We start from the raw sequence: 25365 nt of genomic DNA, 5'->3' as shown, positions 1-25365 counted from the left end.
ATTCAGCGATGCTTCCGTTTTGGGGGAGTTGGTGAGCGTTGCGGGCCCCTCGGAAGCGGCTCCGGTCCGGGGGCGTTGCCTATTTTTCGGGCGAATCATCCCCTCGGCCGTGCCGGTCGGCACGTGCCACGGGCACAGTCGTGATGAGGTCGTGATGAGGTCGTGCGAAGCCGGTGCGGATGTGGCTGCCCCGGCAGCCGCTGTCGACGGAACTTTCCACGGCCCGGGGGCGAATTTCCGCCGTCCTGCTCGGCGGCCCCGAACGCTCGTTAGGGTGCGGGGAATGGGTGACTCGTACACGGAGCCAGACGTCCCTGACCGGCGCGGCGGGCTTGCGTTACTTGTGGTGGCTGGTCACGAGCCAGCGCGGACGAGCGGCCGTCGGCGCGACCTGGGGCAGCGTCTGGATGGTCGGCCTGACCCTTCCTTCGTATCTGCTCTCGCGCGCGATCGACGACGGGCTGGAGCCGGGCGACCGAACGGCGTTCCTCGGCTGGACCGGGGTGCTCCTCGCGACCGGTGTGCTGACGGCGGGCGCGAAGTGCTGCGCGGTGTCGATCTGACCGTGAGTCCCGGCGAACGGCTGGCCGTCGTCGGCGCGTCCGGCGCCGGCAAGTCCACCCTCGGCAGGCTCCTCGCGGGCATCGACCGCCCGCGCGAGGGCGCGGTGACGGTGGGCGGAGCGGAGATCGCCGCCCTCGGCCCGGAGCGACTGCGCCGCCAGGTCGTCCTGGTCACCCAGGAACACCACGTCTTCATCGACACGGTCCGCGACAACCTGCTCATGGCCGCGCCCGGGGCCACGGACGGCGAGGTGCACGCGGCGCTCGACGCCGTGGGCGCGGGGTGGGTGGCGGACCTGCCCGACGGCCTCGACACCGCGCTGGGTGCGGGGGAGTTCTCCTTCGACGGCGCGAGGGCCCAGCAACTCGCCCTGGCGCGCGTGGTGCTGGCCGACCCGCACACCCTCGTGCTGGACGAGGCGACCGCCCTGCTGGACCCGGCCACCGCGCGCCACGCGGAACGCGCGCTGGCCGCCGTGCTGGCGGGCCGCACCGTCATCGCCATCGCCCACCGGTTGCACACCGCGCGGGACGCGGACCGGGTGGCGGTGATGGACGACGGTCGGCTGACGGAGCTGGGGACGCACGACGAACTGGTGGCGCGGGGCGGTGCGTACGCCCGGCTGTGGCACTCCTGGCACGGCGACCCGGCGCCGCCGACAGCCGCGCCTCCCGCGACCGCGCCTCCGGCCCCCGGCGGTGGTGCGGCGTCGATTCCGGCCCCCGGCGACGGCCGGGCGGTGGTCACAGAGCGGGGGCCGGGGGCGGAGTGAGCTGCTCGGCCAGCCAGGTGGGGACGCCGCCCAGCAGCCGGAACAGCCGGCCCGCCTCCGCGCGCAGCCGGGTCGCCTCCGGCTCCGGTTCCGCGTCGGCGAGCGCGGCCAGCGCGGGCGCCGTACCCACCAGGTAGCCCAGCTCCTCGCGGATACGGAGGGACTCCGCGAAACCGTGCCGGGCTTCCGCCAGTTCGCCCTCGCGCAGCGCCAGCCCGGCCAGATGGCGCCAGGTGAACGAGAGCAGCAGCGTCTCGCCGTGCGCCGTGGCGGCGGCGTGCGCCCGGCGGTACGCGGCGCGCGCCGACTGGGGCGAGTCGGAGAGGTGCTCGGCGACCAGCCCGCGCCGGAAGTCGAGCAGCGCGCGCCCCCGGGCCGTCGGATCCAGCAGCGCGGCGGCCCGCCCGAGCGCCGCACGCGCCTCGTCCGCGCGGTCGCGCACCCCGAGGACGGTCGAGGCGTAGGCGAGATGGCCGCGCTCACAAGCGGCGGCCCCGCGTTCGTGGTCCTCGCGGGCCGTGGCCTCCGCCGCGCGCAGGGCGTCCTCGGCCTCCGGCCAGCCGCCGCCGGTGAACAGACAGCGCTCCACGAGCAGCGCGGCGCGCTGGAGCGCCGGGGCGGGCGCGGTGGCGTGCGGCGCGAGCAGGGCCGCCGCGTCTGTCCAACAGCCGCGCGAGCGCAGCCGCCATATGGCTGTCTGGAGAGGGTCGTCACCAGAGATGGTTCCGGAACCAGACATGGCGGATTGCGCCACATTGCCCTCCCCGAGCGCGCCATTGTGCTGTTGAGTGTGGAGGCATCTCAGCATGGATCACCACGTCCGGCCAATAGGTCAGGTGAAAGAATTCACAATCACCTGGTCGCCGGAGGGGACCGTGAGGGGCGCCGCTCCGGGGCGCGCGGCCGGCCGCTGTGGACCCCGTCGAGCCCTCGCCACGCCCGTCACCTGGGGCGACGGCTTCCCGACGGTCCGTGGCGGGGGCGCCGCCCACCGTGCACGCGACGTGGTGGATCTTCCCGCCGGCTTTCCGGGTGACGCGGTCAACGACGGTTGAAGGCAACGCCGGTTGAAGGCGACGCCGGTGACGGTGGCTCGGGTCAGACCATCCTCAGCGCCAGGAAGAAGTCCAGCTTGTCCTCCAGGCGGGACAGATCACGGCCCGTCAGCTGTTCGATCCTGCCCACCCGGTACCGCAGCGTGTTCACATGCAGATGGAGCCTCGCCGCGCACCGCGTCCAGGAGCCGTCGCAGTCGAGGAACGCCTCCAGCGTGGGGATCAGCTCCGCGCGGTGACGCCGGTCGTACGCGCGCAGCGGGTCCAGCAGCCGGGCGGTGAAGGCCCGGCGCACGTCGTCCGGCACGAAGGGCAGCAGGAGGACGTGGGAGGCCAGCTCGTGGTGGCCCGCCGCGCAGACCCGGCCGGGCCGGGCCGCCGCCACCCGGCGCGCGTGGCGCGCCTCCTCCAGGGCGCCCCGCAGCCCCTCCGCCGACTGCACCGCCGCGCTGACGCCCAGGGTCAGCCTGCCGTCGTCCGCGAGGCCGCGCGCGAGCGGGGCCTGTACGGCGGCGAGGAGGGCGTCGGCCTGCACCCCGGCGGCCGCTTCCGGCGCCCGGTCCGCCGCCGGTGTCTCCGTACCCGCTTCCGCCGCGCCGTCGACTCCGGTGGCTCCGGCCGCCTCGGGGGCCCGCGTCACCACGGGCAGCGGGACCAGCGCGATCGCCTCGTCGCCGTCCCTGGCCACCGCGATCCTGTCGTACTCCCCGCCCGCGCCCGCTCCTGTCCCCGTACTCGTGCCCGCGTCCGTTCCCGCCGGGGAGATCAGGATCTCCTCCAGCAGCGACCGGGCCACCGCGCCGTCCGCGACGGTCTCTCCCGGCGCGGAGCCCGCGCCCGTCTCCCCGCGCGTCCAGTCGACCCTGGCCACGACCAGCTGCCACAGCGGCGCCGTGGCAGCGCCCGGCAGCAGCACCGGCGCCGCCACCCGCAGCCGCGCGTCGATCTCGGCGGCGGCCGCGCCCGCCTGGACGAGTTCCAGGATCTCCTCGGCGAGCCGCCGCCGGACCGTACGGGACGCGTCGCGCCGTTCCCGTTCGACCGCGATCAGCTGGGCCACCCCCTGGAGCAGATCCAGCCGCTCGGCCGGCCAGTCGGCCGCGTCCGCCTCCACCGCGAGCAGCCAGTCGCACAGCGCCCGCTCCCGTACGTCGCCCGCGTCCCGTACGCCCTGATCGGCGACGGCGACCGGGAACAGCGAGTAGACCGTGGAGTCGACGGCCGTACGGTGCGGGCCCCGGCGCCCCGCGCGCACGGCGGCCAGCTGTTCGCCCGCGAGCGCGGCGGCCCGCGCGGGCGGCAGCGCCTCGGCAGCGCCCGCGATCCGGCGGCCGGTGGGGGAGAGCACCCAGGCCCGCAGATCGAGATCGGAACCGAGCAGGTCGAGGACCACCTCGGGGCCGCCGCCCGCCGGGCCCGAGGTCATCAGCCTGCGGTGCCGGTCGACGACCGCCGCGAGGTCCCCGGCCCGCTCGCCGGAGACCTGGCGCACCACGTGCTCGGTGACGGTGGCGAAGGCCACGCTCTCGTGCACGGCGAAGAGCGGCATCCGGTGGCGTACGCACGCCTCGATCAGATCGTCCGGGATACCGGCGAGTTCCGCCTCGCCCGCCGCGAGCCCGGCGACCCCGGCGCCCGCCAGGATCCGTACGAACGGCTCCGACTCCTCGGCGTCCCGGCGCCAGGCGAGCCCCGTCAGGACCAGCTCGCCGCCCGAGAGATAGCGGCTGGGATCGCGCAGATCGGTGGTCATCACCCCGCGTACGGTCCGGTCCAGTTCGTCCGCGCCGCCGAGCAGCCGCAGCCCCAGCGCGTCGGTCTCCAGCAGTGCGCGCAGCCGCATCTCGTCGCCGCCGATCTCTCTTGTGGTTTCCGGGCTCCGACGGGCCCTCGGGTGGCGGGCGGACGCCGCGGGTTTCGCGCGGAAGACCGTTCGGTTACGGGTGCCTCGCCTTTCGTTCGAATCTACAAGACTCTGATGGAGGGCGGCCAATTCCTTCATGGTTTTGGTGACTGCCCGGCACGGAACCACTGCTTGTGTACTTGTGCGAACCCGCCGTTTCCCGGACTCCCAACGATCGCGATCGGTCGAAACAACAGAATCCAAGAATGAAGAGAGCCACTCATGGACTTCCTTCGCCCCGCCAGCTGGCAGGAGGCGCTCGCCGCCAAGGCCGCGCATCCCACCGCTGTGCCCATCGCGGGTGGCACGGACATCATGGTCGAGATCAACTTCGATCACCGGCGGCCGGAACATCTGCTCGATCTGAACCGCATCGGGGAACTGCGCGAGTGGAGCGTCGGCGACAAGGCCGTCCAGCTGGGCGCCTGCGTCCCGTACGCCCGCGTCATGGAGCACCTCCGGGGCCCGCTGCCCGGTCTCGCGCTCGCCGCGCACACCGTCGCCTCGCCGCAGATCCGCAACCGGGGCGGCGTCGGGGGCAATCTCGGCACCGCGTCCCCGGCCGGTGACGCCCATCCGGCGCTGCTCGCGGCGGGCGCCGAGGTCGAGGCCGAGTCGGTGCGCGGCTCCCGGCTCATCCCGATCGACGACTTCTACACCGGAGTGAAGCGCAACGCGCTCGCCCCCGACGAGCTGATCAGAGCCGTCCACATCAAGAAGGCCGGGGGACCCCAGCAGTTCTCCAAGGTCGGCACCCGCAACGCGATGGTCATCGCCGTCTGCGCCTTCGGGATCGCCCTGCACCCGGAGTCCAGGACCGTGCGGACCGGCATCGGCTCGGCCGCGCCCACCCCCGTACGGGCGCGCGACGCCGAGTCGTTCCTGACCGCCGCGCTGGACGAGGGCGGCTTCTGGGACAACGGCAGGATCATCACGCCCTCGATCGCCAAGGAGTTCGCCACCCTCGCCTCGGCCGCCTGCGCCCCCATCGACGATGTGCGCGGCACCGCCGCCTACCGCCGCCACGCGGTCGGCGTGATGGCGCGCCGCCAGCTCGGCTGGGTCTGGGAGCAGTACCGAGGCGCCCGGCGCCCTCTCGAAGGAGCTGCGTAACCATGCGGGTCAATTTCACGGTCAACGGGCGCCGGCAGGAGGCCGACGACGTCTGGGAGGGCGAGAGCCTCCTGTACGTCCTGCGCGAACGCATGGGCCTTCCCGGCTCCAAGAACGCCTGCGAGCAGGGCGAATGCGGTTCCTGCACGGTACGGCTGGACGGCGTCCCGGTCTGCGCCTGTCTGGTGGCGGCCGGGCAGGCCGAGGGGCGCGAGGTCATCACGGTGGAGGGGCTGGCCCAGTACGCCAGGGACCGCGCGGCGGACCGCGCGGAGGGGCACACCGACGCGGACGAGGAAGCCGGCGCGGACGAGGAAGCCGGCGCGCTCTCCCCCGTCCAGCAGGCGTTCATCGACGCGGGCGCCGTGCAGTGCGGTTTCTGCACCCCCGGCCTGCTCGTCGCCACCGACGAGATGCTGGAGCGCAACCCGTCACCCTCCGACGCGGACATCCGCGAGGCGCTCTCCGGCAACCTCTGCCGCTGCACCGGCTACGAGAAGATCCTCGACGCGGTCCGGCTCGCCGCCGCCCGGCAGGACGAGGTGACCCGGCCATGACCACCCCCCGTACCCCGCTGGGCGTGCCCACCAGCCTCACCCAGGGATCCAGGACCAGGGGCGGGATCGGCGAGTCCACCCTCCGTCCGGACGGCACCCTCAAGGTCGAGGGCGAGTTCGCCTACGCCTCGGACCTGTGGCACGAGGACATGCTGTGGGGCCACACGCTGCGCTCCACCGAGGCCCACGCCGAGATCAGGTCCATCGACACCGCCGAGGCCCTCGCCACCCCGGGCGTGTACGCCGTACTCACCTACGAGGACCTCCCCACGACCGTCAAGACCTACGGTCTGGAGATGCGGGACACCCCCGTCCTCGCCCACGGCAAGGTCCGTCACCACGGCGAACCGGTCGCCCTCGTCGCCGCCGACCACCCCGAGACCGCGCGCCGCGCCGCGGCGAAGATCCGGGTCGACTACGCGGAGCTGCCGCTCGTCACCGACGAGGCGTCGGCGACGGCCCCGGACGCGCCGCTGATCCACGAGGACCGGACCGACCACCACAGCGGCCACGTCCCGCACCCGAACATCGTCCACCGCCAGCCGATCGTGCGGGGCGACGCCGCGCAGGCCGCCGAGCGCGCCGACGTGATCATCACGGGCGACTACGTCTTCGGCATGCAGGACCAGGCGTTCCTCGGCCCGGAGTCCGGCCTCGCCGTGCCCGCCGAGGACGGCGGGGTCGAGCTGTACGTCGCCACCCAGTGGCTCCACTCCGACCTCTGGCAGATCGCCCCCGTCCTCGGCCTGCCCGAGGACAAGGTCCGCATGACGCTCTCCGGGGTCGGCGGCGCCTTCGGCGGCCGGGAGGATCTCTCGATGCAGATCCACGCCTGTCTGCTCGCGCTGCGCACCGGCAAGCCCGTCAAAATCGTCTACAACCGGTTCGAGTCCTTCTTCGGCCATGTCCACCGCCACCCCGCCCGGCTCCACTACGAGCACGGCGCGACCCGCGACGGCCGGCTCACCCACCTGAAGTGCCGGATCGTGCTGGACGGCGGCGCTTACGCCTCCTCCACCCCGGCCGTCGTCGGCAACGCCGCCTCCCTCGCCGCGGGCCCGTACGTCGTCGAGGACGTCGACATCGAGGCGGTCGGGCTCTACACCAACAACCCGCCCTGCGGCGCGATGCGCGGCTTCGGCGCCGTACAGGCGTGCTTCGCCTACGAGGCGCAGATGGACAAGGTGGCGGCGGCGCTGGACATGGACCCGGTGGAGTTCCGCCGGATCAACGCCATGGAACAGGGCTCGCGCCTGCCGACCGGCCAGCTGGTCGACTCCCCGGCGCCCGTCGCCGAGCTGCTGCGCCGGGTCAGGGCCAGGCCGCTGCCGCCCGAGCGGCAGTGGCTGTCGGCCGGGGAGGCGGCGGACGTACGAGAGCTGCCGGGCGGTCTGTCCAACACCACGCACGGCGAGGGCGTCGTACGGGGGGTCGGCTACGCGGTCGGCATCAAGAACGTCGGCTTCTCCGAGGGCTTCGACGACTACTCCACCGCGCGGGTACGGCTCGAAGCGGTCAACGGGGTGCCGGTCGCCGTCGTCCACACGGCGATGGCCGAGGTCGGCCAGGGCGGCGTCACCGTCCACGCGCAGATCGCCCGTACCGAACTCGGCGTCACCCAGGTCACCATCCACCCGGCGGACACCCGGGTCGGCTCGGCGGGCGGGACGTCCGCCTCCCGTCAGACGTATGTGACGGGCGGCGCCGTGAAGCACACCTGCGAGAACGTCAGGGCGAAGGTCCTGGAGATCGGCCGCCGCAAGTTCGGCACGTACCACCCGGCCTGGGCCACCGCCGAACTGCTGCTGGAGGACGGCAAGGTCGTCACCGACGGCGGCGAGGTGCTGGCCGGCCTCGCCGACGTGCTGGAGGACGAGGCGGTGGATCTGGAGCTGGAGTGGCGCCACCGCCCGACCGAGGCGTTCGACCGCCGTACGGGACAGGGCGACGGCCATGTCCAGTACTCGTTCGCCGCGCACCGGGCCGTCGTGGAGGTCGATACCGAGCTGGGCCTGGTCAAGGTGGTCGAGCTGGCCGTCGCGCAGGACGTCGGCAAGGCGCTCAACCCGCTGTCCGTCGTCGGCCAGATCCAGGGCGGCACGACCCAGGGCCTGGGGGTGGCGGTCATGGAGGAGATCATCGTGGACCCGGTGACCGCGAAGGTGCGCAATCCGTCCTTCACCGACTATCTGATCCCCACCATCCTCGACACCCCGGCCATCCCCGTCGACGTGCTCGAACTCGCCGACCCGCACGCGCCGTACGGTCTGCGCGGCGTCGGCGAGGCGCCGACGCTCTCGTCCACGCCCGCGGTCCTCGCCGCCATCAGGAACGCGACCGGCCTCGAACTGAACAGGACACCGGTACGCCCGGAGCATCTGACCGGCACCGGCACCGGCACATGAGGAGGCGGGCATGCTGGACATCGCCGACGAGCTGAACCGGTGGGTCGCCGAGGGCCGTGAGGTCGCGGTCGCCACCGTCGTGGCGGTCAGCGGCAGCGCGCCCCGGCTGCCGGGAGCCGCGCTCGCCGTCGACGCCGGGGGAGCGGTGATCGGCTCGGTCTCCGGCGGGTGCGTGGAGGGCGCCGTCTACGAGCTGTGCCGGCAGGCCCTGCGCGACGGCGTCACGGTGCTCGAACGGTTCGGCTACAGCGACGACGACGCCTTCGCCGCCGGGCTGACCTGTGGCGGTGTCATCGACATCCTGATCACGCCGGTACGGGCCGACGCGCCCCGGCGGCCGGTCCTCGCCGCCGCGCTGTCCGCCGCCGTGCGCGGGGAGGCGGTGGCGCTCGCCCGGGTCGTCGAGGGCCCGGAGGCGCTGCGCGGCCGGGCGCTGCTGGTGCGCCCCGACGGCTCGTACGAGGGCGGCCTCGGCGGCGACCCGGAGCTGGACCGTACGGCGGCGGCCGAGGCGCGCGCCCTGCTCGACGCGGGCCGCACGGAGACCGTCGTCATCGGGGAGCGCGGCTCGCGCTGCGGGCAGCCGCTGACGCTCCTGGTCGAGTCCGGCACGGAGCCCCCGCGCATGATCGTCTTCGGCGCCGTCGACTACGCCGCCGCGCTGGTCAGCACGGGCAGGTTCCTCGGCTACCACGTGACGGTCTGCGACGCGCGCCCGGTCTTCGCCACGCGCGAGCGTTTCCCGGACGCCGACGAGGTCGTGGTCGACTGGCCGCACCGCTATCTGGAGTCGGCCCGGGTCGACAGCCGTACGGTGCTCTGCGTGCTCACGCACGACGCCAAGTTCGATGTGCCGCTGCTGAAGCTCGCGCTGGGGCTGCCCGTCGCGTTCATCGGCGCGATGGGCTCGCGGCGTACGCATCTGGACCGCGAGAGGCGGCTGCGTGAGAGCGGCGTCACCGACGCTCAACTCGCCCGGCTCCGCTCGCCGATCGGCCTGGACCTCGGCGCCCGTACGCCCGAGGAGACCGCGCTGTCGATCGCGGCGGAGATCGTGGCGGCCCGGCGGGGCGGCAGCGGGGTCCCGCTGACGGGGGCGTGGACCCCGATCCACCATGAGCACGACCAGCGGCGCGAGAGGCGGCGGACGGCGCGGTTCGGCTCGCCCCGGTGAACCGGTCACGGCCGCTCGGGCCCCGCCCGCGCCGGGCGGACGTCATCCCCGTATGAGGCTCCGTTGTGCGCCGCGTCCCCCACGGATGGGGCGCACAACGGAGCCTTCGCCCGCCTCTTGGGCGGGGGCGGCGCTCCCAGCGCCGGGTTGCGGCAGCCCGAGCGGGGCGGCATTGGAGGAGCCGCCTCCTCCGGTGTGGGAGCGCTCCCATGAGTCTTGTCGAGCGGCCCCCGCCGCGTCAAGGCCGGTGACGGTGCCTCATGTCCGCAGGCCGAAAAGGCCCGTTGGTCCGCCGGTCAGAGGTCACCCGACCGGTTCTCAGCCCGAGGCGCGCTTGACCAGTTCCGTGCGGAGCACCACGTGCTGCCAGGCCGCCGAGGAATCCGACAGCGTCTCCAGCAGCACCCGTGCCATCGTGCGGCCCATCTCCGCCACGGGCTGGCGCACGGAGGTCAGCTGGGGGTCGGTGTGCCGGGAGATGGGGGAGTCGTCGAACCCCACCACTGCCACGTCCTCCGGCACCCGCCGGCCCGTGGACCGCAGGGTGTGCAGGGCGCCCACCGCCATCACGTCGGAGGCGGCGAAGACCGCGTCGAGGCCCGGGTTGCGGGTCAGCAGCTCGCCCATCGCGCGCCGCCCGCTCTCCTCGGTGAAGTCGCCGTGCGCGATCCAGGAGCCGCCGTCCCGGGCGTCCCCGACCGCCTCCTCGTATCCGCGCAGCCGGCACTGCGCCACGTACATGTCCAGGGGGCCCGTGATGGTCCCGATCGCGCGCCGTCCGGACTCCGCGAGATGGCGCACGGCCGCCCGCGCGCCGCCCACGTTGTCCGAGTCGACGTACGAGACGGACTCGTCCCCCGACCGCCGTCCGCTCAGCACCGTCGGCATCTCCATCTCCGCGAGCAGATCGGGCAGCGGGTCGCTGCCGTGCACGGAGACGAGGAGGACGCCGTCGATGCGGCGGGCGCGGGCGTACTGGAGGAAACGCTCCCGCTCCTTGTCCGTTCGGACCAGGGTGAGCAGGAGTTGCAGATCGGTGTCGGCCAGCGCGTCGCCCACGCCGTGCACGATGTCGGAGAAGTACGGCTCGGCGAAGAACCGTTTCTCGGTCTCCGGTATCACCAGCGCCACGGCGTCGGAGCGGCTGCCCGCCAGGGCGCGCGCGGCCCGGTTGGGGATGTAGCCGAGCTGGGCGATCGCCTGCTCGACCAGGTGTCTGGTGGTGTCCTTCACGCGCGGCGAGTTGTTGATGACACGGGACACCGTGCCCCGGCCGACCCCCGCGAGCGCGGCGACCTCCTCCAGGGTGGGCTGGCCGGTACGCGCCTTCGTCACCTTCGTCACCATCGTGGGACCTCCAGTCGGCCTGTGCCCGGCCTGATGGGTGAGCGGCGTACGGGCTGCCAGTCATCCAACCACTGGGAGCGCTCCCATGCACAGAAAAGGCCGGTCAAGAGGGCCCGGCGCGAGAGAGGGCCGAACGGGCGACCCGGGCCCGTCGCCGGCCGCCGCTCCATTTGACAGCAACGGAATTGACGATCCGTCAGTTCTTGTTTGTTCCCGTGGGGGCGTTCTCACTATTATCCGGCGATGATCATAAGTAGACGGTCGGCAGCCGCCGTGTGCGGTCTGGTGGCCACCCTGGCCGTAGGGCTCTTCCCTCCCGCCGCAGCCGCCGCCGATGAACCCGCGGGGAATCCGGCGCCGAAAGTCGATCTCGTCCTCGATGTCAGCGGCTCCATGCGGACCCGCGACATCGACGGCAAGTCCCGGATGACGGCGGCCAAGCAGGCGTTCAACGACGTACTGGACGCGGTGCCGCAGGAGGTGGAGCTGGGCATCCGCACCCTCGGGGCCGACTATCCGGGCAAGGACACCAAGGTCGGCTGCAAGGACACCAAGCAGCTCTACCCGGTGGGCCCGCTGGACCGCACGGAGGCGAAGACCGCGATCGCCACCCTCGTCCCCACGGGCTGGACGCCCATCGGCCCGGCGCTGCTCGGCGCGGCCGACGACCTCGGGGAGGAGGGCGACGCCAGCCGTCGCATCGTCCTCATCACCGACGGCGAGGACACCTGCGCCCCGCTCGACCCGTGCGAGGTGGCGCGCGAGATCGCCGCCAAGGGCATCCACCTCACCATCGACACCCTGGGCCTGGTGCCCGACGAGAAGACCCGTCAGCAGCTCACCTGTATCGCCGAGGCCACCGGCGGCACCTTCACCGCCGTCCAGCACACCGACGAACTCTCCCGCCGCGTCACCCAGTTGGTGGACCGCGCCGCCGACCCGGTGGTCAACCCGGTCGCCACCGAGGGCGCGTCGCGCTGCGCCGACGCCCCGCAGATCAAGCCCGGTCTCTACAGCGACCGGGAGAAGTTCTCCGAGCACCGCTGGTACCGCGTGGACGTCCTCCCCGGCCAGGAACTGCGCGCCTCGGTGAGCGTGGGCGCCGACCGCGCCGTCGACCAGGACTACGGCGTGCTGCTGCGCGCCGTCACCGCCAGCGGCCGCGAGATCGTCCGCGGCTCGGAAGCGGGCGACGGACGTACGGACGTGATCTCGTCCGGCCTGCGCTATCCGAAGCCGGAGCAGGACGACACGGACGACGACGACAAGCCGGCCGCCGAGACGGTCTGCCTCCAGGTCAGCAACTCCTTCTCCGCGCCCGCTTCGGTCAAGACCACCCCCGGGCTGCCCGTCGAGCTGACCGTCGACCTCGTCGACGCGCCCGACACCGCCTCCGACGTCGCCTCGTTCGGCCTCGGCCGGGGCTGGTGGCTGCTCGGCGTCCTCGCCCTCACCGGGCTCGTCGCCGGACTGCTCTGGGGCTGGATCTCGCGCCTGCGTCTCGTCTGGAGCAACTGATGCGTATCACCGGCATGTTCACGGGTTCCCTGCTCGCCGCCGTGCTGCTCCTCGGTACGGCGGGCGGCGCGGTGGCCGACGAGACCCCGGACCCCTCCGGGACGGCCACGGGCTCCTCCGACGGCTCCGACAGCGCGGAGGCGCCGACGGAGGCCGGTACGTCGTTCCGTACGGCCACCGCCTTCCGGCCCGGCCAGCGGGCCACGGCCGGCGCCTCGACGGGTGACTACCTCTACTGGGTCTTCCCCGTCGACGTGGGCCAGCGCGCCACCGTCAAGGCCAAGGTCGCGCTGCCCGACTCCGCCGCCGCCCGCAAGGGCCCGGTGACCTGGCAGGTCGACGTCTACGACGGGCTGCGCCGCCGCCAGGCGTGCGTGTACGGCGCGCAGACCAGGACGCTCGCGGCGGACAAGCAGTCGGTCGAGCTGCGCTGCGTGCTGCGCACCGTCCGGGCCTGGGCGGAGCCGTGGTCCAACGACCCGCTGCCGGGCAGCTACTTCGTACGGCTGACGGTCCTCGACGCCCAGGAGCAGGACCTCGGGCTGCCGGTCCAGACGGAGATCGAGGCGCAGACACCCTCCCAGGGCGGCGCCCACGCGGTCGACGGCAAGCTGTCCGTACCGCTCACCCCGGGCCGTACCACCGTCGCGCAGAGCGGCGGCGGCGCGTCGGGCGACGGCGCGCGGCTGGCCGCGTCCGGCGTCGAGCCCGAGGGCGGCTGGTCCACCGGCCGCTGGACGGACCGCTGGCTGTGGACCGTGGGCGGCGGCGTGCTCGGCGCGCTCGCGGGCATCGCGGGCTACTGCCTCGCCCGGCCCGCCCGCCGTGCCTCGGCGCCCCGGGTGTAGGAAATGTGACGGAGTGACGGGGGCCGGTGGCCCGGGGGAGATCCCCGGCCGCCGGCCCCCGCCTCGTGGTACGGAAGGTACGCGTACGCCTCCCGCGCCCCTGCTCCGCGCCGTAGGCGCCCCCCCATGGCGCGGTCCAGGATCTTCGCCAGCGCCAGCGGCTCGGCGCCCGGCGTCCACGCGATCAGCGTCGCCTCGACGCACCCCAGGGCCGCGGCGATCACCGCGTGGGCGCGCGGGTCTCCCCCTCCGTGCCTCTCCCAGTGGGCCGGGGAGTCGGTTCAGGGCAGCAGCCCCGCCCGCCGCGCCGCCACCACCGCCTCCAGCCGGGTGGCTGCGCCCAGCTTGCGCATCGCCGCGCGCAGATAGCCCTTCACCGTCTCCGGCCGCAGCCCCAGCGCCTCGGCCGCCGTCGCGTTGGTCGAGCCCGCCGCGACACACGCCAGCACATCCACCTCGCGCGGCGCGAGCGCCACCGGGAACGGGCGGAGCCGTTCCTCCCCGGCCGGCTCCGCCGCACCCGCCAGCCGTCCGCAGGCGGCGAGCAGCTCCTCGCGCAGCTCCGGGTCGGCGATCCGGGGCGCCAGCGCCCGCAGTTCGCCGTGCGCCGCCCGTACCTCCTCCCAGGCCCCCGGGCCCGCCACCGGCTCCCGCGTCACCGAGAGCAGCCGCCGCACCTCGTCCCGTACGACCAGGGCCTGTTCCACGTCCCGGGCGGCGCTCACCGCCGCGTCGAAGACGCGCTCACCGATCGGCAGCGCGCCGCGCAGCGCGCCGTACAGCACCCCGCGTACCTCGCGCCGTACGACCACGGGCACCGCCACCACCGAGCGCAGCCCCTCGGCGGCCACGGCGGCGTCGTACTCGTGGCTGATGTGGCGCGCCACCCGGTAGTCGGTCACCGCGCAGGGGCGGGCCAGCGCGATGGACTTGCCGCCCAGCCCGTTGCCCGAGGAGATCCCCAGACCGCGCAGCGCGACGGTCGCCGCGCCGGTCAGCTCGGCGATCCGCAGCCGCCCCACCTCGTGCAGCAGCCCGCCGAAGGCCACCGGCAGCCCGGTCGTCCTGCGCAGCCGCAGCAGCGCCGCCCGCATCTCGGCTACTCCGCTCGCTCCGGCCGCCCCGGCACCGCCGTTCGCCTCGGCCACGCGTCTTCCTCCCGCCGGCTGTGTCACCACCCCCGTTCGGGGCTGGTGGGGCCTGTGTCACTGATTACACGATGTTAGTGAACGGTCCCGCAATGAGGAGGACACATGACGGCAAGGAAGCCGGGTGGCCCGACCGGACCCACCGAGCGGTTCAGGACGGCCCGGGACTTCCTCCTGGCGCACCGGGAGGACTACGCGACGGCGTACGAGGGCTTCTCCTGGCCGCGCCCCGAGCGGTTCAACTGGGCGCTCGACTGGTTCGACCGGATCGCCGAGGGCGACGGCGGGCGGGCCGGCGACCGCGAGGCGCTGCACATCGTCGAGGAGGACGGCCGCCGCACCCGCGTCACCTTCGCCGAGATGTCCGCGCGCTCCGACCGTGTCGCGAACTGGCTGCGCGAGCGGGGCGTACGGGCCGAGGACCGCGTCCTCGTCATGCTCGGCAACCAGGTCGAGCTGTGGGAGACCGCGCTCGCCGCGATGAAGCTGCGGGCCGTCGTCATCCCCGCCACCCCGCTGCTGGGCCCCGCCGATCTGCGCGACCGCGTCGAGCGCGGCCGGGCGGGCCATGTGATCGTCCGCGCCGAGGACACGGCGAAGTTCGCCGAGGTCCCGGGCGGCTTCACCCGGATCGCGGTGGGCGACGAGGTGGCCGGCTGGCTGCCCTACGCCGAGGCGTACGAGCGGCCCGAGGGCTTCGAGCCCGACGGTGTCACCCACGCGGACGATCCGCTGCTGCTGTACTTCACCTCCGGCACGACCGCCCGCCCCAAGCTGGTCGAGCACACCCATGTCTCGTATCCGATCGGCCATCTCGCCACGATGTACTGGATCGGGCTGCGCCCCGGTGACGTCCATCTGAACATCGCCTCACCCGGCTGGGCCAAGCACGCCTGGTCGAACCTCTTCGCGCCCTGGAACGCCGAGGCGACCGTCTTCATCCACAACTACACCCGGTTCGACCCGGCCCGGCTGATGGCGGAGATGGACGACGCGGGCGTCACCAGCTTCTGCGCTCCGCCGACCGTCTGGCGGATGCTCATCCAGGCCGATCTCTCCCAGCTGCGCACCCCGCCGCGCGAGGCGGTCGCCGCGGGCGAACCGCTCAACCCCGAAGTGATCGAGACGGTGCGGCGCGAGTGGGGTGTGACGATCAGGGACGGCTTCGGCCAGACCGAGACGGCCGTCCAGGTGGCCAACGCGCCGGGCCAGCTGCTGAAGGCGGGCTCCATGGGGCGGCCGACGCCCGGCTACAAGGTCGAGCTGCTCGATCCGGTCACCGGGGCGCCCGGCGCCGACGAGGGGGAGATCGCGCTCGATCTCGCGGCGCGTCCGGTGGGTCTGATGACCGGCTACCACGGAGATCCGGACCTGACGGCCGAGGTGATGGCGGGCGGCTACTACCGGACCGGTGACATCGGCGCGCGGGACGAAGACGGATACGTATTTTATGTCGGTCGATCGGATGACGTATTCAAATCCTCCGACTACAAGATCTCCCCGTTCGAGCTGGAGAGCGCGCTCCTGGAACACGAGGCGGTCGTCGAGGCGGCGGTCGTGCCCGCGCCCGATCCGCTGCGGCTGTCGGTGCCCAAGGCGTATGTCGTCCTGGCCGAGGGCTGGGAGCCGGGGCCCGACACGGCGAAGCTGATCTTCGCCCACTCCCGGGCGCTCCTGGCCCCGTACAAACGCGTCCGGCGCCTGGAGTTCGCCGACCTGCCCAAGACCGTGTCCGGGAAGATCCGCCGCATCGAGCTGCGCGAGCGGACGGAGAACGGGGGCGGCGTGGAGTACGACGAGGGGGACCTGCGGTGACGCGGCGGGGCGCACCGTCGTACACACACGGCACCGGTACGACTCCCCTGCTCGGCTCCACCATCGGCGCCGACCTCGACCGGGTCGTCGCCTCCTTCCCCGACCGCGAGGCGCTGGTCGACGTCCCCTCGGGGCGGCGCTGGACCTACGCGGAGTTCGGCGCCGCGGTCGACGAGCTGGCGCGGGCGCTGCTGGGGAGCGGGGTGGCCCAGGGGGACCGGGTGGGGATCTGGGCGGTCAACTGCCCCGAGTGGGTGCTCACCCAGTACGCCACCGCCCGGATCGGCGCGATCCTGGTGAACGTCAACCCGGCTTACCGGACGCACGAGTTGGAGTTCGTCCTCGGCCAGTCGGGGACCTCGCTGCTGATCGCGTCCCTCGCGCACCGCACCAGCGACTACCGGGCCATGGCCGAGGAGGTGCGGCTCCGGTGTCCGGCGCTGCGGGCCGTGCACTACATCGGGCATCCGAGCTGGGACGAACTGCTGTCGCGCGGAGCCGAGGTGACGGACGATCACCTGTCCATACGCGCGGCGGGGTTGTCCTGCGACGACCCGATCAACATCCAGTACACCTCCGGCACCACCGGCTTCCCGAAGGGAGCCACCCTCTCCCACCACAACATCCTCAACAACGGCTATTTCGTGGGGGAGACGGTCGGTTACACAGAGCGCGACCGGGTCTGTCTGCCGGTCCCCTTCTACCACTGCTTCGGCATGGTGATGGGCAATCTCGGCGCCCTCTCGCACGGCGCGTGCGTGGTGATCCCGGCGCCGTCCTTCGAGCCGGAGGCCACCCTCCGCGCGGTCCAGGACGAGCGCTGCACCTCGCTGTACGGCGTGCCCACGATGTTCATAGCCGAGCTGAACCTCGCCGGCTTCGCCTCGTACGACCTCACCTCGCTGCGCACCGGCATCATGGCGGGCTCCCCCTGCCCGGTGGAGGTGATGAAACGGGTCGTCGGCGAGATGAACATGGCCGAGGTGTCGATCTGTTACGGCATGACCGAGACCTCGCCGGTCTCCACCCAGACCCGGCGCGACGACGACCTGGAACGGCGTACGGGCACGGTGGGCCGGGCGCTGCCGCACATCGAGGTCAAGGTGATCGATCCGGTGACCGGGGTGACGCTGCCGCGCGGCGAGCCCGGCGAACTGTGCACCCGGGGCTACAGCGTGATGCTCGGCTACTGGAACGAACCGGAGCGCACGGCGGAGGTCATCGACGCCGGCCGCTGGATGCACACCGGCGACCTGGCGGAGATCGGCGCGGACGGATACGCGCGGATCGTCGGCCGCATCAAGGACATGATCATCAGGGGCGGGGAGAACGTCTACCCCCGCGAGATCGAGGAGTTCCTGTACGGCCACCCCAAGGTCGCGGACGTCCAGGTGGTCGGCGTCCCCGATCCGAAGTACGGCGAGGAGATCCTCGCCTGCGTGGTTCCCCGCGACCCGGCGGCGCCGCCGTCCCTGGAGGAGATCGTCTCGTACTGCCGGGAACGGCTCGCGCACTACAAGATCCCGCGCCGGGTGGAGGTCGTGGACGCCTTCCCGATGACGGTGAGCGGAAAGGTCAGGAAGATCGAACTGCGGGAACGATTCGCCGGCCCGCGGCCTCGATAAGAGCCCCGGGCGCCGGAGCCCGAGCGCGATCCCGAGCGCGATCCCGAGCCCGAGCCCGGGTCACGGCCCGGCCGAGACGAGTTCGTCCGCGGGGCCGTTGACGGGTTGCGGGGTGCCGGTGAGGTCCAGGACGAAGAGGGGGAGACCGAGGGCGTCGGCGCGGCTCCGCGCGTCCTCCGCGTACCCGGCCAGCGCGAAGTAGACGCTCGCGGTCGACGCGCTGAGCCCGTTGAGCCACAGGCACTCGACGGCGCGCAGGGACGCCGGGCTGGTCGTCGGGTCGACCTGGGCGACGACATCGGGACCGTGCAGATCGACACCGGCGTCCCCGGGCGCGCCGGGCGGGGGCGGCCCGTCGGGGGAGGGCGGCGCTCCGGCCCGTACGACGCTCTTGAAGCCCAGCCAGCGCAGATAGAGCGCGGCGGCGGTCACCACGTCCTGGGACGTACGGATCGTCATGGGCCGGAAGGTCGGCCGGGGCGTCCGGGGGGTGCGGGGCAGCGGGATGTGCGCGGGCCGCTCGGCGCCGGGCGCCGCCCGCGCAGGCTCCGGGTCCCGTTCCCGTTGCCATTCCCGTCCCTGAGCGGCGGGCGGCGTCGGCTCCGTACCCGCGCCCTCCACCGGGATCCGCAGCGCCGTACCGCACGGGCAGCCCAGCTCCGGCCGCGGCCAGTCGCCGTCGCGCCCGCACGCCGCGCAGCGGACCGTCACCCACTCGTCCTCCCAGGCGCGGTGCGCGACCGGCTCGGCGGGCGCGTCCGCGCGCAGCGGCGGTGACACGGGCGAGCCGCACACGCAGGGGTGCGCGGCCGCCCTGAAGACATGGCGGCTGCCGCAGGACGGACAGCACACCGAAACGCTCTCTCCCATCACGCCTCGCCTCCTCCGGTCCTTCTCGTTCGGGTTCCCCGGCCCATGGTCCACCAGGAGCGCGTCGTCCGGGGCGGGTTTCCCGCTCCGCGCGCTGCCGTGCGCCAGGTCGTTACGCTGGGTCCGGCAGCTCGCGCCCCTCGGCCACGAGGGAGGCGCGGCCCTGAACGGTGCGTGGAGGCACGGTGCGTTTGCGAGTGGAGTTCACGACCGAACCCTTCGACCTGGAAGAGGCGCCCGCCCACGCGGTGGTGGCCCGCGAGGTCGTGCGGGGCGCCGCGCTGGACGCCGTGGACGTCGGCCCGTTCGGCAATACGGCGGAGGGCGGCGCGGACGCCGTACTGGCGGCGGTGGACACGATGCTGCGCCGGTCGCTGGCCGTGGGCGCCACGCGGATCTCGCTCCAGATCAATGTGATCGAGGGCGCGGCAGGTGAGGCTGTCCCCGACGATGCCGGTGACCCCGCGGCCCCGGAGGCCGGCCGGTGACCCCGCGGCCCGACCACCCCTTCGTCGCGGCCGTCAAACCGCTCGTCGACGCCATGGGCGGCGAGTTGCTGGCCCCGGAGGCCGCCGAGCCCGACGATGTCGTCCTCGCCTGGGAGGGCGAGGCGCTGCTCGCCGTGCGCCTGCCGCAGCTCTCGGACTCCCTGGACCACATCCTGGCGGCGCTGGAGCGCCGGCACGGCATCCCGCTCGCCGATCTCGACCGCAAGGCCAAGCAGTCGGTCGTACGGAATCTGGAGGCGCGCGGCGCCTTCTCCGTACGGCACGGCGTCGAGACGGTGGCGAGCGCCCTGGGGGTCAGCCGGTTCACCGTCTACAACTACATCAACTACGCCAACGAGCAGCGGGCCAAGGCGCAGGAGTCCAAGGCGCAGGGGGCCAAGGCGCAGGAGGGCGACGAACGGCCGGCCCGGGGCGACGGCTGACCCCGCGCCGGGACAGCCGCCCCGCGCGGATTACGGAGCCACCGGGTAGGAGGGCAGATCGAGCGAGGAGTTGGCGATCCTTCCCGCGTCGCCGACCTCCAGGTCCTCGCCGGTGAACAGCGCCTGGTCGCGCCGCCTCAGCTCCTCGGCCGTGCCCGGGGTGATGGCGGCGAGTCCTTGGAAGGCGAGCGCCTGGTTCGTCTCCACGAACGTGCGGGTCCGCTCCTCGTAACCGGCGAAGGCCGTCGGGTGGTCGGCGGCCGTGGCCAGTTCGCCCGCCAGGACGTAGGCGCCGGCCAGCGAGATGCTCGACCCCTGCCCGGAGTAGAACGAGGGCGCGTGGGCGGCGTCACCGGCGAGCGCGACCCGGCCGTGGGACCACCGGGGCAGCTGGATCTGGCCGGCGGCGTCGAAGAAGATGTCGTCGGCGGCGCGCATCGCCTCGACCATGGGCGGAATCTCCCAGCCGTATCCGGCGAAGGCCGACGCGACCAGATCACGCTGGGCGGCCGGGTCGCGGAAGGTGCCGGTGGGCGGCTCGGGCACGGCGAAGGTCAGGAGGGCGAACACCTGGTCGCTGTCCCGGACGGCATAGCGGGTCGCGGACTTGCCCGGGGCGTTCCACAGCACGGCCTCGTGCGACAGCCCCAGGTCGTTGGGCATGGTGAAGCCCATGAAGCAGTGGCCGAGGTAGCGGTGGTACGTCGCCTCGGGGCCGAAGGCGAGGCCCCTGGTGTGCGAGTGGATGCCGTCGGCCCCGACGACCAGGTCGAAGGTGCGCCGCGATCCGCTCCGGAACGTGATGTCGACCCCGGCCGCGTGCTCGTGGAGGGTGTCGATGGAATCCCCGAAGAGGAACTCGACGTCGTCACGGACGCTGTCGTACAGGGCGAACGCGAGTTCTCCGCGCGGCACTTCGATGTCGCGTCCCTCCACCCCGCCCGTCAGCTCCTCGGGCCGGACGGAGCCGACCGGGCGCCCGTCGACGTCGACGAAGGAGGCTTTCCGGCTGTCGATATGGGCGTCCCGCAGCCGGGGGAGCAGGCCCATGCGGTCCACGACCTCCACCGCCGTGCCGCGGATGTCGATGGGGTACCCGCCGCCGCGCACCGTGGCGGCCTTCTCCACGACCGTGACCTCGAAGCCGTACCGGTGGAGCCAGTGGGCCAGGGCCGGGCCGGCGATGCTGGCGCCGGAGATGAGGACGCTTCGCTTCGGTGACCTGCTCATGTGTGTTCTCCTCGGGTCCGGTCGCAGATTCCCATCATCTGCATACCTGAGTTAGGTATCTTTTCTGAGGGCGCGGAGCGGGGCCCCGTGCGGTGGTGATGAGGTAACTGTATACCTAACTTAGGTATACGAAGTCTCGCATGATCGGCGCCCGGGAAATTCAACAAACTGTTGACGTGGTGTCGCGCGGGGCGTTAGCTAGGACTCGACCCGCCCCGGCGTGGGCTCCCGCCCCGCGCGGTTCCGTCCGGCGCGCCGCCGCCCCACGTACGTACAGCCACGGAGGCTCCCGTGACGTCGACACCGGCTCCGCCCCCGGGCCTCGCCCGCTTCAACGCCGCGCCCGACCGTACGGCCCTGGCCGCGCTGCGGGACGTCTGCGCGGCCTCCGGGTGGGGGAGCGCGCTGCTCGCCGGGCGTCCGTACGCCACCGCCGACGGCCTCCTCGCCGCGAGCGACGCCGCGACGGCCGCACTGGACGGTGCGGAGCTGGACGACGCGCTGGCCGGGCATCCGCCCATCGGCCGGCCCAAGCCCGGGGATCCGGTGTCGGCCCGCGAACAGCGCGGGATGGCGGGCGCGTCCGAGGTGCTCAGGGCCGAGATGCTCGAACTGAATCTGGCCTACCAGGACCGGTTCGGCCATGTATTCCTGATCTGCGCCACCGGGGCGAGCGCGGAGGGGATGCGCGACGCGCTGAGGACCCGGCTCGGCCATACGCCCGAGCGGGAGCGCGAGATCGCGCGCGCCGAACTCGGCAAGATCAACCGCATCCGGCTGACCCGGCTCGCCGAGGGGGCCGCTGCCCCTGCCTCCGGCCCCGGTGGTGTCCCCGCGGCGGCGGCCTCGGTCTCCACCCACATTCTCGACACCAGCGCCGGACGCCCCGCCGCCGGTGTGCCGGTGTCCCTCGCCGCCCTGGTCGGCGCCGACGACGCGCGCTGGGTGGCGCTCGGCGGCTCCAGGACCGACGGCGACGGTCGCTGCAAGGATCTGCCCGCCCTGCCGGAGACCACCACGCGGGTACGCCTGGACTTCGCGACCGAGGAGTACCTGGCGGCGAAGAACACCACCACGAACACCGCGAGCACCACCACGAACGCCGCGAACAACACGAGTGCCACCACGAACACCGCTCAGAACGCCGACGGAGACGGAGATACCGGCGGTGGTGCGCCGTTCTTCCCGGAGGTGACGATCACGTTCCGCGTCAGCCCCGGCGAGCACTACCACGTACCGCTGCTGCTCAGCCCCTTCGGCTATTCGGTATACCGAGGGAGCTAGAGACGGACATGCCCACGATTCTCGGCCAGAACCAGTACGGCAAGGCGGACACCCGCGTCGTCAAGGTCGTGCGCGACGGCGCCACCCACCACCTCAAGGACCTCAATGTCTCCATCGCCCTCTCGGGTGACATGGACGACGTCCACCACTCCGGCTCCAACACCCATGTCCTGCCGACCGACACCACCAAGAACACGGTGTACGCGTTCGCCAAGCGGCACGGCATCGAGTCGGCGGAGCGGTTCGGCATCCTGCTGGCCCGGCACTTCGTGACCAGCCAGGAGCCGATACACCGGGCGCGCGTCCGGATCGAGGAGTACGCCTGGCAGCGGCTGGGCGGCCACTCCTTCGCCCGTACGGGCCAGGAGACCCGGGTCACCGAGATCACCTTCGACGGGACGGCGTGGCAGGTCATCTCCGGGCTGAAGGACCTGACCGTGCTGAACTCGACGGACTCCGAGTTCTGGGGCTACGCGAAGGACGAGTACACCACGCTCAAGGAGGCGTACGACCGTATCCTCGCGACCGACGTCTCAGCCCGCTGGCGGTACGGCTGGTCCGGCGACGAGGCGTCGGAGCCCGACTGGGACCGGTCGTACGAGGAGGCCAAGCGCCACCTGCTCGAAGCCTTCGCCGACACGTACTCGCTCTCGCTCCAGCAGAGCCTGTACCGGATGGGCGTGCGGGTCGTCGACCACCGGGACGAGATCGAGGAGATCCGGTTCTCGCTGCCGAACAAACACCACTTCCTCGTCGACCTGGAGCCGTTCGGGCTGAAGAACGACGTCGAGGACGGAGCGGTCTACCACGCCGCCGACCGGCCGTACGGGCTGATCGAGGCCACGGTCCTGCGGGAAGGGGCCGAGCCGCGTATCCCGGTGGACTGACCGCCGTCCGACGGGAGGCAGGCCGACGAGAGAAAAGCTCGCGAGAGAAACGAGGGGCACCGCCATGGCGGCTTCGCGCATCGTCATAGAGAACTGCGCCATCGCGACGGTGGACGCGCGCGACACCGAGTACGCCTCGGGCCATGTCGTCGTCGCCGGCCGGCTGATCGAGTCCGTGGGCGCGGGGAGCGCCCCGGCCGGCCTGGAGAACGTGGTGCGCCGCGTCGACGGCACGGGCCACCTCGTGACCCCCGGCCTGGTCAACACGCACCACCACTTCTACCAGTGGATCACCCGGGGCCTCGCCACCGACCACCACCTCTTCGACTGGCTCGTCGCGCTCTACCCCACCTGGGCGCGGATCGACGAGCCCATGGTCCGCGCGGCGGCCGCCGGTTCGCTCGCGATGATGGCCCGCGGCGGTGTCACCACGGCGATGGACCACCACTACGTCTACCCGCGAGGCGCGGGCGATCTGTCCGGCGCGATCATCGGGGCGGCGGCGGAGACGGGCGTACGGTTCACCCTCGCCCGGGGCTCCATGGACCGGGGCGAGTCGGACGGCGGGCTGCCGCCCGACTTCGCCGTCGAGACGCTCGACGACGCGCTCGCCGCCACCGAGGAGACCATCGACACCTACCACGACGCCTCGCCCGACGCGATGACACGGATCGCCGTCGCGCCGTGCTCGCCCTTCTCCGTCTCCACCGCGCTCATGCGGCAGGGAGCGGAGCTGGCGCGCCGCAAGGGGGTCCGGCTGCACACGCACGGCAGCGAGACGGTGGAGGAGGAGCAGTTCTGCAAGGAACTGTTCGGCATGGGCCCCACCGACTACTTCGAGTCCACCGGCTGGCTCGGCTCCGACGTGTGGATGGCCCACTGCGTCCACATGAACGACTCCGACCTCGCCGCCTTCGGCCGTACGGGCACCGGGGTCGCCCACTGTCCGTCCTCCAACGCCCGCCTGGCCGCCGGGATCGCGCGCGTCCCCGACATGCTGGCGGCGGGCATCCCGGTCGGCCTCGGCGTGGACGGCACCGCCTCCAACGAGTCGGGCGAGCTCCACACCGAGCTGCGCAACGCCCTGCTCGTCAACCGCCTCGGCCCGCACGGCCGACGGGCCCTGACGGTACGTCAGGCGCTGCGCCTCGGCACGTACGGTGGCGCGCAGGTGCTGGGCAGGGCCGACCGCATCGGCTCCCTGGAGGCCGGGAAGCTCGCCGACCTCGTGCTGTGGAGGCTGGACACCCTGGCCCACTCCTCCATCGCCGACCCGGTCGCCGCGCTGGTCCTGGGCGCTGCGGCCCCCGTCACGCTCTCCCTCGTCAACGGCCGCACGGTGGTCGAGGACGGCCGGCTGACGACGGTCGACGAGGACGCCCTCGCGCGCGCGACACGGAGCGAGGCGCGACGGCTGGCGCGGATCACGGCGGACGGCCGCGCGTAGGACTCTCGTCCCGACCGCGCGCGGCTCAGCCGATGTGGTACGAGTCGCCGTACGTCTTCCAGTCGAGCGGCGGGTCGAGGTCCAGATTGCCCCGGTCGAGGAAGACGCGCTGCTCCGTGTCGATCCGGCTGGTGTTCGTGTGGGACGGTTCGCGGCGCATCGCGGCCACGCGCGCGTCGAGGAACGCGTCGAGATACGCGGTCTCGTCGCCGCCCCGCTCGGGCGACTCGGCCTCGCGCAGGGCGTTCTCCCGGATCGTGCGGAAGCCGATCGAGCCCTTCGCGTCGCCGTATCCGTGCATCACATACGCGTCGTAGTAGATGAACTGCCCCAGCGCTCCGAGCCCGTCGGCCTTCGCCCGGGAGACCGCCGGGGTGAAGTAGATACGGTCGCGCTCCGCGTCCTGCGCCGCGCGCAGCGCCTTGTCCTCGGCCGCCTTCTTCCACGCCGTGGTGAAGGCGCTGCCGAGCCCCTGGTGGGAGTCGCTGCCCTCGACGGCCCGCAGCGCGGGCAGGAAGCGCGCCAGCGCGTTGTCCGGCCGCGCCTTGGTGTAGCGCTCGACGACATGCAGCAGGTCGCCGCAGCCGGTGCAGAAGCCGACGATGCCGGCGGTGTAGCCGCGGCCGTCGCCGATGTCCTCGATGTAGCCGTACTGGGCCCGCCAGTCCAGCGAGGAGTTCTCCGCGCTGGAGACCAGCCGCATGGCGATGTCCTTCTTCGTAGGGCCGTCCAGCCCGGCGGACGCGGACCCCGACGCCGAGGACGTGCTGCATCCCGCACAGAGGACGAGCACCGGCAGCAGCAGGATCAGCAGCAGTCGGCGGAGCGCGTGGATCACGTATCGGCCCTTTCCCCGTGGTATGTACCGGCCT

At 72.9% G+C, this 25365-nt stretch carries 21 protein-coding genes and 1 pseudogene; 15 read left to right on the top strand and 7 right to left on the bottom strand.

Going from position 1 to position 25365, the window contains the following annotated elements; translation table 11 throughout:
* Positions 1 to 287: 287 nt before the first annotated feature.
* Together OG627_RS06030 and OG627_RS06025 are read left to right on the top strand one after the other, a co-directional pair.
* Complete coding sequence (locus tag OG627_RS06030; protein WP_329073214.1) at positions 288 to 563, top strand: hypothetical protein; 276 nt, start codon at positions 288 to 290, stop codon at positions 561 to 563.
* Positions 533 to 1336 (top strand): annotated as a pseudogene (locus tag OG627_RS06025) (ATP-binding cassette domain-containing protein); the annotation flags it as partial. The gene OG627_RS06030 and the pseudogene OG627_RS06025, both read left to right, overlap by 31 nt.
* Here the strand turns inward: OG627_RS06025 and OG627_RS06020 are convergent.
* Positions 1308 to 2075, bottom strand: coding sequence for a hypothetical protein (locus OG627_RS06020; RefSeq protein ID WP_329062167.1), 768 nt, complete (start codon positions 2073 to 2075; stop codon positions 1308 to 1310). The pseudogene OG627_RS06025 and the gene OG627_RS06020 overlap by 29 nt on opposite strands.
* A gap of 359 nt (positions 2076 to 2434) precedes the next feature.
* Complete coding sequence (locus OG627_RS06015; protein ID WP_329062165.1) at positions 2435 to 4234, bottom strand: PucR family transcriptional regulator; 1800 nt, start codon at positions 4232 to 4234, stop codon at positions 2435 to 2437.
* A 282-nt stretch (positions 4235 to 4516) separates the two neighbouring features.
* On the opposite strand from OG627_RS06015, the gene OG627_RS06010 reads away from it, so the two are divergent.
* Genes OG627_RS06010 through OG627_RS05995 form a run of 4 tightly spaced genes read left to right on the top strand, consistent with a single transcriptional unit; the run spans position 4517 to position 9543 of the window.
* Positions 4517 to 5407: an FAD binding domain-containing protein gene (locus tag OG627_RS06010; protein ID WP_329062163.1), complete on the top strand. Its 891-nt coding sequence runs from the start codon at positions 4517 to 4519 to the stop codon at positions 5405 to 5407.
* Between the two features lie 2 nt (positions 5408 to 5409).
* Positions 5410 to 5964: a (2Fe-2S)-binding protein gene (locus OG627_RS06005; RefSeq protein WP_329062160.1), complete on the top strand. Its 555-nt coding sequence runs from the start codon at positions 5410 to 5412 to the stop codon at positions 5962 to 5964.
* Positions 5961 to 8369, top strand: coding sequence for a xanthine dehydrogenase family protein molybdopterin-binding subunit (locus tag OG627_RS06000; RefSeq protein WP_329062158.1), 2409 nt, complete (start codon positions 5961 to 5963; stop codon positions 8367 to 8369). The genes OG627_RS06005 and OG627_RS06000 overlap by 4 nt, the downstream gene beginning before the upstream one ends.
* 10 nt (positions 8370 to 8379) lie before the next feature.
* On the top strand, positions 8380 to 9543 hold the full coding sequence (locus OG627_RS05995; protein WP_329062156.1) for an XdhC/CoxI family protein: 1164 nt from the start codon (positions 8380 to 8382) through the stop codon (positions 9541 to 9543).
* A 318-nt stretch (positions 9544 to 9861) separates the two neighbouring features.
* On the opposite strand, the gene OG627_RS05990 is transcribed toward OG627_RS05995, so the two are convergent.
* Positions 9862 to 10890, bottom strand: a complete 1029-nt coding sequence (locus OG627_RS05990; protein WP_329062154.1) for a LacI family DNA-binding transcriptional regulator — start codon at positions 10888 to 10890, stop codon at positions 9862 to 9864.
* 243 nt (positions 10891 to 11133) lie between these two features.
* Between OG627_RS05990 and OG627_RS05985 the strand changes: the two genes are divergently transcribed.
* A complete protein-coding gene (locus OG627_RS05985; RefSeq protein WP_329062153.1) occupies positions 11134 to 12408 on the top strand; it encodes a VWA domain-containing protein in 1275 nt (424 codons plus the stop codon).
* Entirely contained in the window at positions 12408 to 13256 is an 849-nt protein-coding gene (locus tag OG627_RS05980; RefSeq protein WP_329062151.1) for a hypothetical protein, read from the top strand. The genes OG627_RS05985 and OG627_RS05980 overlap by 1 nt, the downstream gene beginning before the upstream one ends.
* Before the next feature lie 281 nt (positions 13257 to 13537).
* On the opposite strand, the gene OG627_RS05975 is transcribed toward OG627_RS05980, so the two are convergent.
* Entirely contained in the window at positions 13538 to 14350 is an 813-nt protein-coding gene (locus OG627_RS05975; protein ID WP_329072400.1) for a helix-turn-helix transcriptional regulator, read from the bottom strand.
* Between the two features lie 159 nt (positions 14351 to 14509).
* Between OG627_RS05975 and OG627_RS05970 the strand changes: the two genes are divergently transcribed.
* Together OG627_RS05970 and OG627_RS05965 are read left to right on the top strand one after the other, a co-directional pair.
* Positions 14510 to 16219: an AMP-binding protein gene (locus OG627_RS05970; protein ID WP_329062149.1), complete on the top strand. Its 1710-nt coding sequence runs from the start codon at positions 14510 to 14512 to the stop codon at positions 16217 to 16219.
* Positions 16216 to 17844, top strand: a complete 1629-nt coding sequence (locus OG627_RS05965) for an AMP-binding protein (RefSeq protein ID WP_329062147.1) — start codon at positions 16216 to 16218, stop codon at positions 17842 to 17844. Before OG627_RS05970 ends, OG627_RS05965 begins: the two co-directional genes overlap by 4 nt.
* 60 nt (positions 17845 to 17904) lie before the next feature.
* Here the strand turns inward: OG627_RS05965 and OG627_RS05960 are convergent, their stop codons facing one another.
* A complete protein-coding gene (locus OG627_RS05960) occupies positions 17905 to 18714 on the bottom strand; it encodes a hypothetical protein (RefSeq protein ID WP_329062144.1) in 810 nt (269 codons plus the stop codon).
* A 185-nt stretch (positions 18715 to 18899) separates the two neighbouring features.
* Here OG627_RS05960 and OG627_RS05955 point away from each other — a divergent pair, with 185 nt between their 5' ends.
* Together OG627_RS05955 and OG627_RS05950 are read left to right on the top strand one after the other, a co-directional pair.
* Entirely contained in the window at positions 18900 to 19202 is a 303-nt protein-coding gene (locus OG627_RS05955; RefSeq protein ID WP_329062142.1) for a hypothetical protein, read from the top strand.
* Positions 19203 to 19255: 53 nt separating this feature from the next.
* Complete coding sequence (locus OG627_RS05950) at positions 19256 to 19645, top strand: helix-turn-helix domain-containing protein (protein ID WP_329072398.1); 390 nt, start codon at positions 19256 to 19258, stop codon at positions 19643 to 19645.
* Positions 19646 to 19675: 30 nt separating this feature from the next.
* Here the strand turns inward: OG627_RS05950 and OG627_RS05945 are convergent, their stop codons facing one another.
* Complete coding sequence (locus tag OG627_RS05945; protein ID WP_329062140.1) at positions 19676 to 20875, bottom strand: FAD-dependent monooxygenase; 1200 nt, start codon at positions 20873 to 20875, stop codon at positions 19676 to 19678.
* 291 nt (positions 20876 to 21166) lie between these two features.
* On the opposite strand from OG627_RS05945, the gene uraD reads away from it, so the two are divergent.
* The 3 genes from uraD (at position 21167) to OG627_RS05930 (ending at position 24493) form a co-directional block, all read left to right on the top strand.
* Positions 21167 to 22159: a 2-oxo-4-hydroxy-4-carboxy-5-ureidoimidazoline decarboxylase gene (gene uraD / locus OG627_RS05940; RefSeq protein ID WP_329062138.1), complete on the top strand. Its 993-nt coding sequence runs from the start codon at positions 21167 to 21169 to the stop codon at positions 22157 to 22159.
* An 8-nt stretch (positions 22160 to 22167) separates the two neighbouring features.
* Positions 22168 to 23046 (top strand): factor-independent urate hydroxylase, encoded by an 879-nt coding sequence (pucL, locus tag OG627_RS05935; RefSeq protein ID WP_329062136.1) that lies wholly within the window; start codon positions 22168 to 22170, stop codon positions 23044 to 23046.
* 64 nt (positions 23047 to 23110) lie between these two features.
* On the top strand, positions 23111 to 24493 hold the full coding sequence (locus OG627_RS05930) for an 8-oxoguanine deaminase (protein ID WP_329062134.1): 1383 nt from the start codon (positions 23111 to 23113) through the stop codon (positions 24491 to 24493).
* Positions 24494 to 24518: 25 nt separating this feature from the next.
* Here OG627_RS05930 and OG627_RS05925 read toward each other — a convergent pair whose 3' ends face one another.
* On the bottom strand, positions 24519 to 25286 hold the full coding sequence (locus OG627_RS05925; RefSeq protein ID WP_443073607.1) for a chitosanase: 768 nt from the start codon (positions 25284 to 25286) through the stop codon (positions 24519 to 24521).
* Positions 25287 to 25365 lie beyond the last annotated feature (79 nt).

Origin of the sequence: Streptomyces sp. NBC_01429 (assembly GCF_036231945.1) — a bacterium.
GTDB lineage: Bacteria > Actinomycetota > Actinomycetes > Streptomycetales > Streptomycetaceae > Streptomyces.
The sequence above is the reverse complement of the archived record's forward strand: the minus strand, read 5'-3'. Positions and strand labels throughout refer to the sequence as shown.